Origin of the sequence: Kibdelosporangium phytohabitans, from assembly GCF_001302585.1 — a bacterium.
Taxonomy (GTDB): Bacteria; Actinomycetota; Actinomycetes; order Mycobacteriales; family Pseudonocardiaceae; genus Kibdelosporangium; species Kibdelosporangium phytohabitans.
In genome coordinates this window covers 1,819,721-1,835,373 of sequence record NZ_CP012752.1, presented here as the reverse complement: position 1 = coordinate 1,835,373, position 15,653 = coordinate 1,819,721, and the positions used below count along the sequence as shown (strand labels likewise).

Genomic DNA, 15,653 nt, shown 5'->3' with positions numbered 1-15,653 from the left:
GGCGGGGCTGTTCCGGCCAGCCAGTGCCCGATCGGGTCGGTCACGAGGTCGTCCCCGCGCAGGCGGGGCTGTTCCCCTCCCGAACCCGTTCCAGGTGCCGGAGTTGTCGTCCCCGCGCAGGCGGGGCTGTTCCCAAGATCGGGTCTTATTACTGGGCTGAGTCGAGGTCGTCCCCGCGCAGGCGGGGCTGTTCCGACGAGCACGGACCTCGCGCCACGGTAGCTGTCGTCGTCCCCGCGCAGGCGGGGCTGTTCCCGGTTCCCAATATCGCCACGGTCGCGCTGCTGGGTCGTCCCCGCGCAGGCGGGGCTGTTCCCTCGGGGAAATCCGGGACAGCATCCCGGGTTGTTTATGCCGGTTAGTTCTGGCCCCTGTTGTCCGGTGAGTTTCGGCCCCACCGATCGTCGTTCAACGAGTTTTGGCCCCACCTCGTCCTTTGTAGACACGCCCACGATGGGGTGAAGGACCGTCGCTCACCCGTTCGGACCTCAACGATGGGCGCCTCACATCTACGCGGTCGTGTCGGAGGCCGGAGTTGTCGTTGTCGCGTGTCGAGCTGTTCGAACGCATACGCCGTGATCGGCGGCTGGAGCCGGACGTGTCGGTCCGGACGCTGGCCGAGCGGTACCAGGTGCACCGCAGGACGGTGCGGGAAGCGCTGGCCAGCCCCGTGCCCAAAGAGCGTAAGAAGCCGCCCCCTCGTCGTTCGGTGCTGGAACCGGCCTACGGGTTGATCGACGAGATGCTGATCGCGGATCTGTCCGCGCCGCGCAAGCAGAAACACACCTCCGCGCGGATCTACCAGCGGCTGATCAGCGAGCACGGGTTCACCGCGGCGGGCCGCACCACGGTCTACACCTACATCGCCCGGCGACGCCCGGAACTGGTCGGTGAGCTGCGGGAACGGCAGCGCCACCTGGAGGGGATGGTGCCCCAGCAGCATCTGCCCGGTGAGGAGGCCGAGGTCGACTTCGCCGACGTGTGGGTACGGGTCTCCGGCCAGGTGATGAAGTGCCACCTGTTCACACTGCGACTGTCCTATTCGGGCAAAGCGGTGCACCGGGTGTTCCTGTCCGAAGGACAGGAGGCATTCATGGAAGGCCACGTGGAGGCCTTCCGGGCGCTGGGCGGCATCCCGATCCGGCACATCCGCTACGACAACCTCAAACCCGCCGTCCAGCGGGTGTGTTTCGGCCGCAACCGGATCGAGTCACAGAACTGGGTGAAATTCAGGTCCCACTACGGTTTCGACGCGTTCTACTGCATCCCCGGCAAAGAAGGCGCGCACGAGAAAGGCGGCGTCGAGCAGGAAGGCGGCCGGTTCCGCCGCACGCACCTGGTCCCGGTCCCGGACGTCGTGAGCCTGGCCGAGCTCAACGAGCGGATCGCCGAGATCGACCGGGCCGAGGACAACCGGGTCCTGCACAACCAGCGGGTCACGGTCGGGTTCAACTTCGCCTACGAGGCCGATCTGCTGGCGCCGCTGCCGTTCGACGACTTCGACACCGGCACCACGCTGACCCCGAAGGTCGGCCGGGACGCGCGCATCACCGTGCGCCAGTCGCACTACTCGGTCCCGGCGAGGTTCATCGGCCGCCGGGTGCGGGTCTCGCTGCGCGCCAACGACGTCGTCGTGTTCGACAAGGCGACCGTGATCGCCCGGCACGCCCGGATGACTCGCCGCGGCGAGTCGCACGACCAGCTCGATCACTACCTGGAGATCCTGCTGGGCAAGCCCGGCGCGCTGGCCGGGTCGACCGCGTTGGCCACCGCCCGCGCCGAGGGCAGCTTCACCGCGACCCACGAGGCGTTCTGGTCCGCGGCCCGCGCCGCACACGGTGACGGCGAGGGCACCAAGGCGCTGATCGAGGTGCTGTTGCTGCACCGCAGGCTGCCCGCCGAGGCGGTCATCGCGGGCATCACGACCACGCTGCATGCCGGGTCGACCAGCCCGGACCTGGTCGCGATCGAGGCCCGCAAAGCCGCGCACGACGCCGGCCGCGCTCTGCTGGACGAGCGTGACCTGGCCGATCTGGGCCTGGACACGGTGGTGATCCCGGTGATTACCGACGACATGCCCGACCCGCGCCTGCACGCGCCTCCAGCGCCCGCGCCGCAACCATCGGGCGCATCGGTGATCTCCCTGCACACCAAACGCGAACTGCCCGCGTCCTCGAGTCCGCTGCCGTCGGTGGCGATCTATGACCAGCTGCTGCGCCGCACGAAAGGCACCACGGCATGACCGCCACCCTCCCCGCCAGCGTCACCACCACCCACACCGTCCCCGCGGCCGCGCCCGGCGTCGACAGCCTGGACGCCGTGATCGACCAGGCCTGCCGCACCCTGCGCCTGCCCACGATCGGCGCCCGGTTCGAGGAGCTGGCCGCCGCGGCCATGCGCGAGCAGGCCACTTACAAAGGCTTCCTGCTCACCTTGCTGGACGCCGAATGCGAGCACCGCGACGAGCGCCGCAAGACCCGACTGGTCCGCGAAGCGCACTTCCCCCGCGCGAAACGGCTGGACGACTTCGACTTCACCGCCAACCCGAACGTCGTCCCCGAGGTCATCCACACCCTGACCGCGCCGGGCTGGGTCACCGCCGGGCAGCCGCTCTGCTTGATCGGCCAATCCGGCACCGGCAAATCCCACCTGCTGATCGGTATCGGCACCGCGATCGCCGAGGCCGGGCTGAGGGTCCGCTACACAACCACCGCCAACCTGGTCAACGAACTCGTCGAAGCCGCCGACGAACGCCAGCTCACCCGGGTCCTCAACCGCTACTCCAAAGTGGACCTGCTGTGTTTGGACGAGTTCGGCTACCTCGACCTGGACAAGGCAGGCGCGAAACTGCTGTTCCAGGTGTTCACCGACAGGGAGGAACGCAGCGCCATCGCTGTCGCGTCCAACGCTCCATTTTCCGAATGGAACCAGACCTTCGCTGACAAGCGACTCTGCTCGGCCATCGTCGACCGGCTCACCTTCAACGGCACCATCATCGAGACCGGCACCGACTCGTTCCGGCTGCGCGCCACCCAGCAACGCCTCCTCGGCTGACGCCCGCCCCACACCCACGCCGACCCGAGACGGATTCTCTTGGCGACACCCACGCCGCACGACAGCACCGAGCCGGTCAACGAAGCGGTCCGGATGATCCGAGACGCGGAAGCCCAACACCGCAGGATGTTCGGGAAATGGCGCGACGATCCGCGGGCACGAGCCGACCAGATCGGGCTCTTCTTGGACTTCGAGAATCTTGTGCTCGGCGCGACCGCCAGCCTGCCCGACCGGGCCGAACCGATCCCCGACCGGGCGGTGACCTGGCTCTGCCGGGCTTACGGCGCCGCCACCACCCGCCGCGCCTACGCCGACTGGGCCGACACCCGCTTCGGCCGCTACCAGGCCGTGCTCGAACGCAACGGCGTCGACCTGGTCCAGATCGGCCACGGCCCGGCCCGCAAGAACGGCGCCGACATCCGCATGACGGTCGACGCCATGGAAACCCTGATCACCCACCCCACCGTCGAGGCCTTCGTCCTGGTCACCGGCGACTCCGACTTCTCCCCACTGGTCACCAAACTGCGCGAGTTCGGCAAGCACGTCATCGGCGTTGGCGCGGAAACCGCGGCCAGCGTCCGCCTGGTCTCAGTCTGTTCGGAATACAAGCTCTGGGGCTCGATCGTCGCCCGGGTCGACCCGCCAGCCGAACCACCGACACCTCCCGCGCAACGCGGCTCCCGGCTTGCTGACGCCGAGGCGCTGCTGGTCACCGCGATGCGACAGATCCCCACGAAGTCACCAACGGCTTCCCAGCTCAAGGCCAAAATGGTCGCGCTGGACCCGTCGTTCGACCAGGCCCGCTACGGCTGCAGCACCTTCCGCGACCTGCTGACCAAGCTCGGCCACCGGATCCAAACCACCGGTCGATCCGGACAAGACATCAGGCTCGCGTTGATCGAGCCAACCAGCAGCTAACCAGCCAGCAACAGCGAAGGTCCTGTCCTCGACGAGGAGCAGGACCTTCGGCACGCGCACCCTGAAATGTGATGGGCCGGCTGCTCACGGACCACCTTGTCGGAGGGGCCCGTGAACACCCGGCTGCGACAACTTAGACGTCCACGTCGTTCCGACTGGGCACGCACCACGCGGCAGTCACGAACTTCACCCATCCAGGGGTGGGGCCCAAACTCGTTGAACGACCTCGGACACACACTCAGAACTCACCCCGGGCCAACCGCCACCGGGGCCCGATCAGACCGAACCGCCGGAGCCAGAAACGACCGGCAAAAACAATCCCGGGTCGTGTCGTCCCCGCGCAGGCGGGGCTGTTCCCGTCCAATCGACCCAGGCCCGGCTGGCTGGGTGGTCGTCCCCGCGCAGGCGGGGCTGTTCCGGCGGACATTGAGTACTGACGAGGAAGTGGTTGGTCGTCCCCGCGCAGGCGGGGCTGTTCCTCCTTCGGCGACAAAAGGATGCGCAGCGTGGTCGTCGTCCCCGCGCAGGCGGGGCTGTTCCGTGGTCCTGTGCGCCGGTCACGATGCCGCTGAACGTCGTCCCCGCGCAGGCGGGGCTGTTCCTGCCGGGCACGGTCGGCAGGACGAGGTCGAGTGGTCGTCCCCGCGCAGGCGGGGCTGTTCCCGAGGGTTCTGAGACCCAGTTCACCGCTTGGGAAGGCTTCGTGATCGCCGTGACAGCGCGAGACGTACCCGAGATCCGCGCACGCATGACCGACGGGGCACGTGGTCCCGGACCTGACGGAGCGGGCAATTGGTTCCGCTTCTTCCTGGGACCAAATCCGGCCGATGCCACCGAATCGCGAGTGTTCTTCCTCCGACGATGAAAACCATTCGCGGGGAGGCCCGCGTCCATCAAGCCTATGTGAAGAGGGAGCCGGGTAGTGACCCGATCTGAGTCCACAGTGGATTTCCACGTACTGTGGGGCGCGCGAGCCGGAGTCGGCCACGGCCACACCATGGAGGCTGCGGCCGTGCGGCTGGCCGAGGGCATCGCCGAGTTGCGCGACGACGGTGGCATCCCGACACACGTGCGCACCGTGATCACGGTGCTGCCACAGCAGCGGGTGCTGGAGATCCGCGTCGAGGGCCTGTCGATCGAGACAGACCCGGACCGCACCACCATCCGCGAGGTAACCCACGCGCTCTTCGAACTGGCCAGCGATCACAACATCGTCACACTCGACGCCACCACGCCTCCGTTGTTCACCCAACGCATCCTGCTCATCGGCAGCGACGGCCGACCGTTCTCCGCCATGGTCGGCTCCGGGGTTGGCGACCTGGACTCCGTCACGCCGCGCCGAGCACCGAGGGGCGGGTAGCACCGGCGTAGTCCTTTCTCATGTATGGCTCGACTTTGCCTGTCCTCGGTCCGGGGCGTCGATCATCAGGCCTCCGCCGATGTAGAGGCCGACGTGATGGATCTTGGTCGCCGGGTTGCCGTAGAACACGAGGTCTCCCGGCAGCAGCGGCTGACCGGCAGGGACGCGGGGTCCGGCGTGGAACTGGGTGTGGGCGGTGCGTGGCAGCGTGATTCCGGCGGCGCTGTAGGCCGCTTTGGTCAGGCCGGAGCAGTCGAAGCCGCCTTCCTGTGGCCCGTCTCCGCCCCAGACGTAGGGCAAGCCTCGTTGTCCGCAGGCGTAGTTGATCGCGGCCAGCGCGGTCGGGTTGGGGGCTTGGATGGCGTTGCAGTCGCCTGACCCGACCGTCGTGGTGTCGGCGACGGTGCACTGGGCGCCGTGGACGGCGGCGAGCACGGCCCGCGCGGCGTTCTCGTGTTTGGCGTAGGCGGTCGGTGTGCCGGAGCGCTGCACCGCTTGGGCGGCGTCGTTGACGCTCATCCGTTGCCACCCGGGCACGGCGAGCAGGTGTTGGTAGAACTGGGTGGCGGCGTAGGTCGGGTTCATGATCTGCGCTGGGGTGCCCCAGCCTTGGCTCGGGCGTTGCTGGAACAAGCCGAGGCTGTCGCGGTCGCCGTAGTCGACGTTGTTCAAGGTGGACTCTTGCATCGCGGCGGCCAAGGCGACCACCAGGCCGTGCTCGGGGACGTTCATCCGTTGGCCGACGCCGACGATGGTGGCGGCGTTCGCGAGTTGTTCTTTCCCGTATCCGGCCACGCTCGCGGACGTGTCGCCGCTGGTGACGCAGGTGAGGGTGCTGCTACTTCCGAGGACGACGGAGATCGCGCCCGAGACTCCGCCACCGATAAGGATCGGGATGAGCAGGATCGCTCCGAGTACCAGGGCACCGACTTTGAGGATCATCGGTCGTGGCCTGTCTGAGGTGTGCTGGGGCCGTGTGACGGGCCCAGCGGTGGCATCGGGATGGGCGCGGGGGCCGCCCACCGCGGCGAGTCCGTCCCGGACGGTGACTCGTCGCCCGGGTCGAGGCTGGGCGGTGAGACATGCGGCCACGCCCCCAGAAGCCGATGCAACTCGCGCCGAGAACTCGCCTCGCTCCTGGCGGTGGCGTTGAGGGGCAGCCAGACCATGTCGGCAGGGCTGGGATGCGCGGCCTCGGGATTGAGCAGGTCGGCCGCGGCGGTGGCGATCGGGACCGAGTGCGGGTCGTCGAGCTCGCGCCAGAACCGGTGCAGCAGCCGGCGAGCGTTGGCCTCACGCCGTGCGGACGGGAACCAGATCAGCAGCGGGGTGGTGATCCCGGTTGCCGCGGCGAGCGCGGCGTAGCCGGCCAGTTTCCCGGCGAGTTTGGCCAAGGCCTCGGTGCCGAAGTCGTACTCGAGGAAGAACTCGATGTCTCGGCCGTCCGTGGTCCAGCGGCCGTAGGCGTCGGGTTTGATCAGGTCGCCGAAGTGGCGGGCGCAGCGGGCTTCGGCCCACCACGCGCCGAGAGTGCTGTGCTGGTGGGTGTCGCTGTGGCGGGCGTGGTCGACCAGGGCGGTGAACCACTCGTTCACGCCGACGGTGTGCGCGAGCCGCAGCGAGTGAGCGATACCGAGGGCACGGTCGTGTCGGTAGCCGAGTTCTTTGACGTCGAGGCCGTCCTCGGCGGCCAGCACCGCGGCCCCGACGGGCGCGAGGACGTAGTGCATCGGCGCGGTGCCGACCGTGATGTAGGGCTGGAACCGGTCCACCACACCCCATTGATAGAGCTCGCGCAGCCGCATCCGGCCGGACCGGAAGGAGGGAAAGGCCAGGGCAGTGATCTGATGGGAGGTGAGCACGCGGTGCTCGTGCAGCATCCGGATGATCCACCGGTCGCGTGGGGTCAGCCGCCACGCTAGCGCCGCCCGGTGCTCAGCGGTGTTCGCTGCCCGCTGGGCCGGGCGGCTGGCCTTCACGCCGCGCAGTACGCGCTGCTGAGTGGCATTGGTAATCATGAACAATCGACCTCCGAGAAGCGTGATGTGTGTATGACGTCCTCGTCTGTGGTCCGACGACGTGTCCGTCACGGTTGCTGGCGGCGTGGATCAGCACTGCGCGGCTGACGACCAGACGGACGCCGATGTGTGTTGCGGCCTGACAGCGCCTGATCAGAACTCGGCGATTGCCGCCGAGGTTGGACTGTGGGTTGAGGGCCGGTCTCGGGCGTCGTGTCGCGTGATACGCGGTTGTGCATGGCTCGTCGAGCGATGGCACGGATTTCCCGTGCGCGGCCAGGGATGGCGGGTGGGAGTGGTTGGGTGAGCATGGTGAACGGCTGTGCTTCTTCGCCGGCGAGGACCAATCGGGCGGCTGCGTGGTAGGCGCCGAGGTGGGCCAGGTCGTGGTCGGACAGTCGTGGCGCGGTGTGCCGGGAGAGTTCCCGTGCGTCTTCGGGGCTGGCGTTGAAGAAGATCTTGCTGCGGGCGTTGGTGGACATGCCTTCCCGCAGTTCGCGGGGCAGTTGCCCGAGGTGTTGGTGGGCCAGGGTCATCGCGACCCGGAAGCCGCGGGCTTCGGCGAGCATGTCCTCGATCGGGTACGGCAGGTTCAGGAAGTTGTGGCACTCGTCGATCACGAGGGATGCGTCGCGGCGTTGCCGTTGTGGGGTGCGGGCTCGGCCGGTGGTGGCTTGCCAGGTGCGGGCGACCACGAGTGAGCCGACCAGCCGTGTGGTTTCCTCGCCGAGCGAACCTTTCGGGATGCGCACCAGACAGATGCCGCCGTCAAGAACCCGACTCATGTCCACTGTGGAGTTCCCACCCGCGATCGCGTCTCGGACGAACGGGCGCAGCAGGAACGCGCGGAGTTTGTTCATCAGCGGACTGATGACCTGACTGCGACTGGAGTCGGTGAGTTCCTCGTACCAGGACCAAAACCCGCGCAGCACCGGGTCGACGATCCCTGCGGTGACCCGTGAGCGGAACGCGTCGTCGGCAAGGAGCTTGGGTAGGTCGGCGAGGGTGGCGACGCCTTCCTGGGTGCGGAGGGTGAGGCAGGCGGCGCGCATGACGTCGTCGGTGCGTGGTCCCCAGAACGCGGAGTAGACGCGGCGGAACACGGACACGAGGTTGTCGACGGTCAGGTCGGTTTCGCCGCCGTCGAGGGGGTTGAGGCAGGGTGGTCGGGCTTTGCTGTCGGCGTCGAAGATCACCACCCGATCGGCCGCGGACGCCGGGAGGCGGGACAGGACGTCGGTGACGAGGTCGCCTTTGGGGTCGATGAGCACGATGCCGCGGCCGGCCTCGGCGTCGGCGAGGATCATGTTGCCGAGCAGGGTGGATTTGCCGGAGCCGGTGGCGCCGATGACGTGCAGGTGGTGGCGGGCGTCAGGGACGCGCAGGCCGACAGGGCGTGGGTGGCCTGTGTCGGTGACGCCGAGTGGTTTGGCCTCCGGTCCGGGGGTGGCGATGCCGGGTGGTGGGGCGATGGCGCGGGCTCCGGCGCGTTGGATGCCGGGGATGGCCTCGTCGGTGGGCAGGTGCGCGATCGCCGCGAGTTCCGGTACCGACAGCAGGTCTCCGTGTCCGAGTCGTCGGGAGTCGATGACGCGGCCGGGGTTGTGGATGCGGTGGCGGGTGTAGTGGTTGTGTTCGGTGTAGGAGGCGAAGCTCGCCGCGAGGGCGTGGGCGCGTCCGCGGGCGATGTCCCGCGTCGTGCGGATCTCGCCGTCGGCGGTGTCGGCGGGCAGGAGGGTGGCCACGGCGTAGCGCACGACGGTCTCGAACTGGCTGCCGCGTTGCTTGCTCACGATCGCCCGGTTCTGCGCCGCGTACTCCAGCGAGGTCTGCGGATCGCTGTGCAGCGCACCGGTCTTTGTCAATGCTGACGCTGACCGTCGTGTCCGACCGCTCATGCCGGGGGTGACCGTGTCGAGTAGCCGGCCGACCAGCCGATGGGAGCGTCCGGTGTGGACCTTGCGGGCGGCGCGACGTGCTTTCTGGACGCGGCGGCCGGTGACCGGCCGGGCCAGCACTTGCACGCAGGCGTACTCGTCGCGCCCGAGGCCGACCGGGGCGCCGATCAACGCCCGCAGCGGGTCGGCGTCGAAGCCGCTGCGGATCGGCAGGCTCTCGGGGCGAGCCAGCCGCAGCTCGCCGCCGACGACCAGCCGCCGCTGCCCCTCGCCCGCCCCGGGCAAGGGTGGTTCGGCCGGGCTGACACGGGTGTGCGCGCCGGGCCAGGCGGCCTCGACCGCGCGCTCGACCAGGCCGGGTGGGATGACGCCCGGCACCCACAGCCGAATTCCGACTCCGGCTTCGGAGAACACGTATTCGCAGGCCACGTGCGGCTGGCCGGTGAACGCCCGGCGCCACCCCGGGCGCAGTAGACCGACGAGGTTGGACCAGAGGGCGGTGCCGCCGGCGGGATCCACCGCGGGTGGGGCGAGCACAGTGACCTGACGGGCGTCGGCGAGCAGTCGCTGGTGGCAGCGCCGCGTCCACCACCGTCGGCCGGCCACGACCGTCGTGGTGAGCACGGCGAGGACCGGGGCCGCGGTCGGCCCCCAGTCCACGGCGAGGTCCCGCAGCCGGGTGAATACCGTGAGCAGCGCACCGCCAGGGTCGCGCAGGTAATCCTCGACCCAGCCGGTGGCCGACACCGTGGACGGGCCCACAGCCGCAGCGGTGGTGGCGACGATGACCGATTCCGGTGCCTGGTCGAGAGCAGCCGGTACCCAGGAGAGTATGTGGGGCAGCATGAGCAGCGTCCCTTCACAGGGGGATGGGCACCACGACGTCGCGCCCAGGTATGTGGGCCTGAATCAGGTCAGGCCGCGTCGAGGTGGATCTGGTCGTCGGTGTCGGAACCGAACTCGTCACCGGCCACGGCCGTGGAGTCACCGCCGTGGACGCCGAGGTCGACGTACGCGGCCTCCGCCTCGTCGACGGGTTCTGCGGTGTCGGCGTAGGCGGCGAGTTCGGCCGGGTCGCTGGTGACGAGCTCGTGCTCGATCGGCGAGGCGACGCTCTGGAAGGCGACGCGTTGCGTCCCGGTGCTGAGCAGGCCTTGGCCGCGGTCGGCCGAGAGCAGGAACGCGCGCTCGCCGGCGGAGAGGTCGAAGACCTGGGTGATCTCGTCGATGGCCTGGGTCGCCTGCCGGAGCACGACTTGGGTCGCGGCGTTCGCCACGACAGCGCGCCCGAGGTCGCTGCCCAGCACATCGGCGGTGTCCTGTGTCGCCACGGTCAGACCTGCCCAGTGTTTCCTGCTGGCTTTGGCCATCCGGAACAGGAACTCGGCTCCGGCCTTCTCGCGCATCAGCAGCCACGCCTCGTCCACGACGACGAGGCGTGGGCGGCGGATGGCTGGGTTGGACACCCGCCGCCACACCGCGTCGAGCGTGAGCAGTGTGCCGATGCTTTTCAGTTCGTCGGGCAGGTCGCGCAGGCTGAACACGGTGAGGTGTCCTTCGGGGTTGACGGTGCTGGGCCCGTCGAACAGTTGCTTGAACGCGCCGTCCACGAACGGATGCAGTCGCGCCGCGAGGTCACCCGCGGCATGGTCACCGGTCCGACCGGCATCCGTGAGTTGGTCGCGCAGGGTACGCAGCGTGGGCGCGGGGCGGGTCCAGGTGCGGGCGTCGGCGGTGATGCCCACGCACTGGTAGGTCGCCGCGATCGCCCGATCCAACGCCGCCCGCTGCGCCGCCTCCAGCTCGCTGCCTATCAGAACGGCGATCACGGTGTGCAGGAACAAACTGCGCCGCACGAGCGCGTCCTTCGGCGCGGTACGGCGGCCGTCCGGACGGGTGTGGATCGGCAGATCGAAGGGGTTCAGGCGAACACCTCGGGCACCGAGGTGCACGTAGGTGCCGCCGACCGCGGCGGCCAGGCGGGCGTATTCGTCTTCGGGGTCCACGATGTCGATCTCGATGCCCCGATACAGGCTGCGCAACGCCTCCAGTTTGACCAAATAGGACTTGCCCGCGCCGCTGCGACCGAGGATCACCGAGTTGTGGTTGTGCATTCCCTCGCCGAACCGGTCCCAATGCACGAGGCCTTGGGAGCCGATGTTGTAGCCGTAGAGAACCCCGGACGGCGCCGCGACCGACGTGGGGTCGGGTGCGGGCAAGTCCGGACTTGTGAACGGGAACGCCGCGGCCAACGCACTGGTGTCGAACGTGCGCCGCATGCCGATCAAGTCCAGGCCCATCGGCAACGTGGACACCCAGCCCTGCAAGGCCCGATAGGTGGTGTGCTTGGCATCCAGCAACAGCGACGCGCACAGCGACCGCAGCGCGGCCACCTCATCAGCCAGCGTCACCTCGGAGACGGCGTGGACGGTCAGATACAGCCCGACCCGAAACAGCTTCCCCTCACCACGGGCCACCCTCGAGCTCAAGTCGTAGGCATCCTCGGTCGCGGCCTCGACCTGCGGGTCGAACAGGCGGCCGTGCTCGGCGGTGTGCCGACGCCCGGCCTCCAACTTCGCCAGTTGCTTCTTCAACCGCGACGCGGCGGTAGCGGGGTCGATCGGCTCGATGTGCACCGACACGTCCAGTCGACCCGGGTAGGTCAGCAAGGGCGCGAGCCACCCGGGGTTCACCTCGCGCGGGAAGCCGACCACGGCGAAGCTGGCGACCCATTCGCCACCGACCTCCAAGTGGCGCGCGGCGACCGACAGGGCATCCGGGGTGAACGCGGCTGCGGCTGACGAGGCCGACGGGGCGGCCAGAGGGTGGTGGCGGGTGGTGCGTGCGCGGGTGGCCATCAGGACCTCCCCCTCTCATCGTCGTCGTAGTCCCCGTCGTTGTCGTAGTCCCAGTCGTCGGCGAAGCTGTCCTCGTCCTGTCGGGACGGCGCTCGGCCTGACGTTGTGGCGGGCGTGAAGAACGTGTCGTCGAGGTCGTCGCCGGCCAGGTCCGCGCCGGACGTGGTGATGACCTCGTCCGCGCCGGCCAACCCCGCGGAGGGCGGCAGCAGGCTGTCGGGGTTGCACGCCGAGGCCAGCACGCCGGTGGCCTGCCCGGCGTCCAGTGGGGTGACCACGATCCCGGCGGGCGCGAGCAGTTCGATCGCCTCACCGAGGCGGCGCACCAGCCGCGACTCCGCGGCTCGTCGCGTTCCCGCGTCCACCCGCCCGCTGGTCTGCGTGCGGCGCTTGCCCATCAGCGAGCCGAGCACCGCGAGCGGGCCGGGCCCGCCCAGGCCGTCCGTCGGCGTGGCGACGCCGAGCGGTTCGCGCAACACCAGCAGCACTTGACGGCGCAGCAGGTCCGACTGTGAGCCGAGGTGGATCAGGTAGTCGGCGTGCTCGAGCGCGGCGGCTTCCAGCGCGGGGTGCGGCAGGCCGCCCGCGCGGTCGCGTAGTTCGTTGATTTGGGTTGAGAGGTCGAGCCGTTCGGTGCGGACGACCACTTGCACCGGTGCGGTCAGCGAGTGCAGATACCGGCCGAACGCGGCGACCAGTGCTTCCTGTTCGTTCCCGGTCCGCAGCGCGAAGTTCACGGTGCTGGCGACCGCGACCACCGCCAGGCCGTCGACGCCGAGGTCGACCACGCCGGTCTCGGTGACCGCTTCGGCGGGCAGTTGCAGCGCTGAGGGCGAGACCTGTTCAGTCGGTGCCGCGCGCCCTGTCCTGCGCGCGGCCGGATCGCCGGTGTGGTCGACCTGGGCGGTGAGCCATACGGGTGCTGGGCGCACGCCCTCTGGTGCGGCGACCCGGTGTCGTGGGGCCAGGCGTTGGCGGATCGCAGCGAGGAGCAGTTTGTCCATCGGCACTCCGTCGCGCGTGCCGAGCGCGAGTATCGCCGCGCCCGCGCCGAGGGGGACCGCGATAGCCAGGAACACCGCGACCGGTACCACGGCACGGGTCGCCATCCAGAGCAGATACAGCACCGCCCCGGCGGCGGCGAGGATCCCGAGCTGACGTGCGGTCAGCGGGCCGAGCACGCGATCGTGCATATCGACATCCGCGGGGATGCGAACGGGCGTAGTCATGGCTTACCTCCAGACTCGGGCGGTGCGGTTCGCGGTGCTGGTTTCTGCTTTCGTTTCGGCGGTGTGGCACGCGGGTTGGGCTGCCCGTCCCGGGTGAACAAGCCGGGTGTGCGGGGCGGGCTGGGCTGATGCTCCGGGGCATCTGTGGGGCGGGCGTCGAACTCGTCCCCGACCGTGTGCCGTTGTGGGACCGGGTCGGTGCGCCGCACCCGCATCGGCAACATGCCCGGCTCGGGCGGGACCACGGGATGCCACACGTGCCGTGGTGGTGTCGCGCGACGGTTGGGCCGGCCGTCCCGCATGAACAAACCGGGCGTGGTGGGCGGGCTGGGCTGGTGCCCGAGGAACCCGGCGGGCCGTGCGTCGAACTCGTCCCCGAGCGTGCGCCGCTGTGGGACCGGGTCGGTGCGCCGCACCCGCATCGGCAACATCCCGGGCTGGGGCGGGATCAGCGGGCGTGGCACGCGTGGTGGCTTCGCTGCCGGGTTGGCCCGCCCGTGCCGAGTCACCAGTCCTGGCGCGTTCGGCGGCATCGGAACCCTGCCCGGCTGGGGTCGGTGCGGGTCGCTGAGCTCGCCGGCCAACGAGGACCGCGTGGCGCCGGGCGGGGCGTAGCGCAGCCGCATCGGAAGCATCCCCGGCTCCGGTGGAATCAGCGGCCGGTCCACCTTGACCGGGCGAGCGTGCCGTCGCACCTGACCGTTCGGGCCGAACAGATCCGGCTGATCAGCCGAGAGTTGGCCCTGCGAGGACAGGTCACGAGCTGGATCGGCCAGCTCGTCGGCCAGGGTATGTCGTGGCTGCCCGACGGTGGAGGTCCCGGTGTAGCGGCGCAATCGGAGTGGCAGCATGCCCTCACCCGGGCGAATCCACTTCGCGGCGCGGCGGCGACGCCACGCCCACCACGGCAGCGGCGCCGAACTCGCCGCACCCGCGCCACCACCAATGCCGACGTTGGGTGCCGTTGCCGTTGGGCGACGCGGACGACTCGGCCCGCGACCGCCTCCGCGGCGACCGAGCAGACCGAACGTCTTGTACGCCAGGAAGCCCTTGATCAACGATCCGATCAAACTCCGACCGCCGCTGCCGCCGCGCACCGAGGCCAGCACCCAGAACGGGATCTTGAACAAGATGTACATCAACGCCAACGCGACCAGCAGATTCACCAAGCCGGACATGGTCGGGCCGAACAGGGTGAACCCGCCAGGGGCGAGGAACACGTTCACGCCGACGATCAGCGTCAGGCTCTGTCCGACTTGGATCGCGAGGCAGCCGCCGTATGCCTTCCACCACCAGTACGCGACGCCCTCGGTCTGCGGCAGGACATGGAACATCAACGCCAAGGGCGCACCCGCGATCAGGATGATCGTCAACGCCACCCGCACCACGTAGGTCACCAGCAACGCGACGAGCAGTCCGGCGAGGAAGATGCCGATGAAGATGACCCAGATCCCACCGTGGAGCGACCCCAGCACGAGGTTGCGCAGGGTCACCCCGGCGGTGCTCGCGTCGACCCCACCGCCCATGATCGCCGAGACCATCGCGTTGGCGATCTGAATGCCTTTGGTAGCGACCCACAGCGACAACGCCCCAGCCAAGAACCCAGTGACGAGGCGCGGCGCGAGTTCCTTGATGGAGTGTCGCGTCTGGACAGTTTGATAACCCATGGCGATGACACCCGCGAGGAGCACGAGCAGGCCGTAGGACACGAGCAGGATCTGCCACGAGTTGTTCCACAGCTCGCCCACGCGCGGCAGCGAGTCCGGCATCGGCGTGGTCAACAACGTCTTGCCCAGCAGGTCCAGCAACGGGTTCAGCGCCGCGGTGACGATGCCGCGGAAGAACGCGTTGATCGCGTTGGTGATGCAGCCGCCGATGTTGCTGAGCCCGCACGCGGCGTCCCCGCTGTCCCCGCCACCCGGCTGGCTGGGACCAGGGCCGGTGGGTGGCGTCGAACCGGGTGGCTGCGGAATGCAGCCCTCCCCGGTACACGGCACCGACGGACCAGTCGATGGTGGTGCTGGTGGTGCGCACGGCGGCTGGAAAGGCCCCGGGATGCACGGCGTCGTGGTCGGTGGACCGGTCGGCACCGGCAGCGGAATGCCCGACAACGACGGGGTGCTCGGCGGCGCGGGCAGATGGCAGACCGGCAACGGCGAGCCCGGCGGACACGGATCGCCGGGCGGGACCGGCGCGAGCGGATTCGTCGGCACCACGGGTGTCGTCGCGGGCTGCGCGGCGACCAGACCGGACGAGGCAGCCGCTTGGATAGCGAGCGTGCCACCCAGCAGCACAACACTCACCGCCAAAACCACCAG

Annotated in this window: 9 protein-coding genes, 1 pseudogene and 2 CRISPR repeat arrays (1 of these 12 cut by a window edge); of the genes and pseudogenes, 4 read left to right on the top strand and 6 right to left on the bottom strand. The window is 69.4% G+C overall.

The window, feature by feature from the left end:
• Positions 1-316: direct repeats of the CRISPR family, unit length 28 nt; unit sequence GTCGTCCCCGCGCAGGCGGGGCTGTTCC (it extends 380 nt beyond the left edge of the window).
• A 225-nt stretch (positions 317-541) separates the two neighbouring features.
• The 4 genes from istA to AOZ06_RS08410 all read left to right on the top strand — a co-directional run bounded on the left by istA (position 542) and on the right by AOZ06_RS08410 (position 5,332).
• On the top strand, positions 542-2,242 hold the full coding sequence (istA, locus tag AOZ06_RS08425) for an IS21 family transposase (RefSeq protein ID WP_054296412.1): 1,701 nt from the start codon (positions 542-544) through the stop codon (positions 2,240-2,242).
• Entirely contained in the window at positions 2,239-3,054 is an 816-nt protein-coding gene (gene istB, locus AOZ06_RS08420; protein WP_083471502.1) for an IS21-like element helper ATPase IstB, read from the top strand. Before istA ends, istB begins: the two co-directional genes overlap by 4 nt.
• Before the next feature lie 39 nt (positions 3,055-3,093).
• A complete protein-coding gene (locus tag AOZ06_RS08415) occupies positions 3,094-3,972 on the top strand; it encodes an NYN domain-containing protein (RefSeq protein ID WP_225953009.1) in 879 nt (292 codons plus the stop codon).
• Between the two features lie 329 nt (positions 3,973-4,301).
• A CRISPR array of direct repeats spans positions 4,302-4,635; the repeat unit is 28 nt; unit sequence GTCGTCCCCGCGCAGGCGGGGCTGTTCC.
• Positions 4,636-4,894: 259 nt separating this feature from the next.
• Positions 4,895-5,332, top strand: coding sequence for a hypothetical protein (locus AOZ06_RS08410; protein WP_054288915.1), 438 nt, complete (start codon positions 4,895-4,897; stop codon positions 5,330-5,332).
• Here the strand turns inward: AOZ06_RS08410 and AOZ06_RS08405 are convergent.
• The 6 genes and pseudogenes from AOZ06_RS08405 to AOZ06_RS58325 all read right to left on the bottom strand — a co-directional run bounded on the left by AOZ06_RS08405 (position 5,301) and on the right by AOZ06_RS58325 (position 15,638).
• A pseudogene (locus tag AOZ06_RS08405) lies at positions 5,301-6,274 on the bottom strand (C40 family peptidase). The gene AOZ06_RS08410 and the pseudogene AOZ06_RS08405 overlap by 32 nt on opposite strands.
• Positions 6,271-7,350: a replication-relaxation family protein gene (locus tag AOZ06_RS08400; protein ID WP_054296500.1), complete on the bottom strand. Its 1,080-nt coding sequence runs from the start codon at positions 7,348-7,350 to the stop codon at positions 6,271-6,273. The pseudogene AOZ06_RS08405 and the gene AOZ06_RS08400 overlap by 4 nt, the downstream one beginning before the upstream one ends.
• A gap of 68 nt (positions 7,351-7,418) precedes the next feature.
• Entirely contained in the window at positions 7,419-10,094 is a 2,676-nt protein-coding gene (locus tag AOZ06_RS08395) for a type IV secretory system conjugative DNA transfer family protein (protein WP_083471573.1), read from the bottom strand.
• Positions 10,095-10,162: 68 nt separating this feature from the next.
• Positions 10,163-12,106: a VirB4 family type IV secretion system protein gene (locus AOZ06_RS08390; RefSeq protein ID WP_054288914.1), complete on the bottom strand. Its 1,944-nt coding sequence runs from the start codon at positions 12,104-12,106 to the stop codon at positions 10,163-10,165.
• Entirely contained in the window at positions 12,106-13,335 is a 1,230-nt protein-coding gene (locus AOZ06_RS08385; RefSeq protein ID WP_083471572.1) for a PrgI family protein, read from the bottom strand. Before AOZ06_RS08385 ends, AOZ06_RS08390 begins: the two co-directional genes overlap by 1 nt.
• Positions 13,332-15,638 carry a TrbL/VirB6 family protein gene (locus tag AOZ06_RS58325; RefSeq protein ID WP_179950814.1) on the bottom strand — a complete coding sequence of 769 codons (2,307 nt, stop codon included), beginning with the start codon at positions 15,636-15,638 and terminating at the stop codon, positions 13,332-13,334. The genes AOZ06_RS08385 and AOZ06_RS58325 overlap by 4 nt, the downstream gene beginning before the upstream one ends.
• Positions 15,639-15,653: the final 15 nt, after the last annotated feature.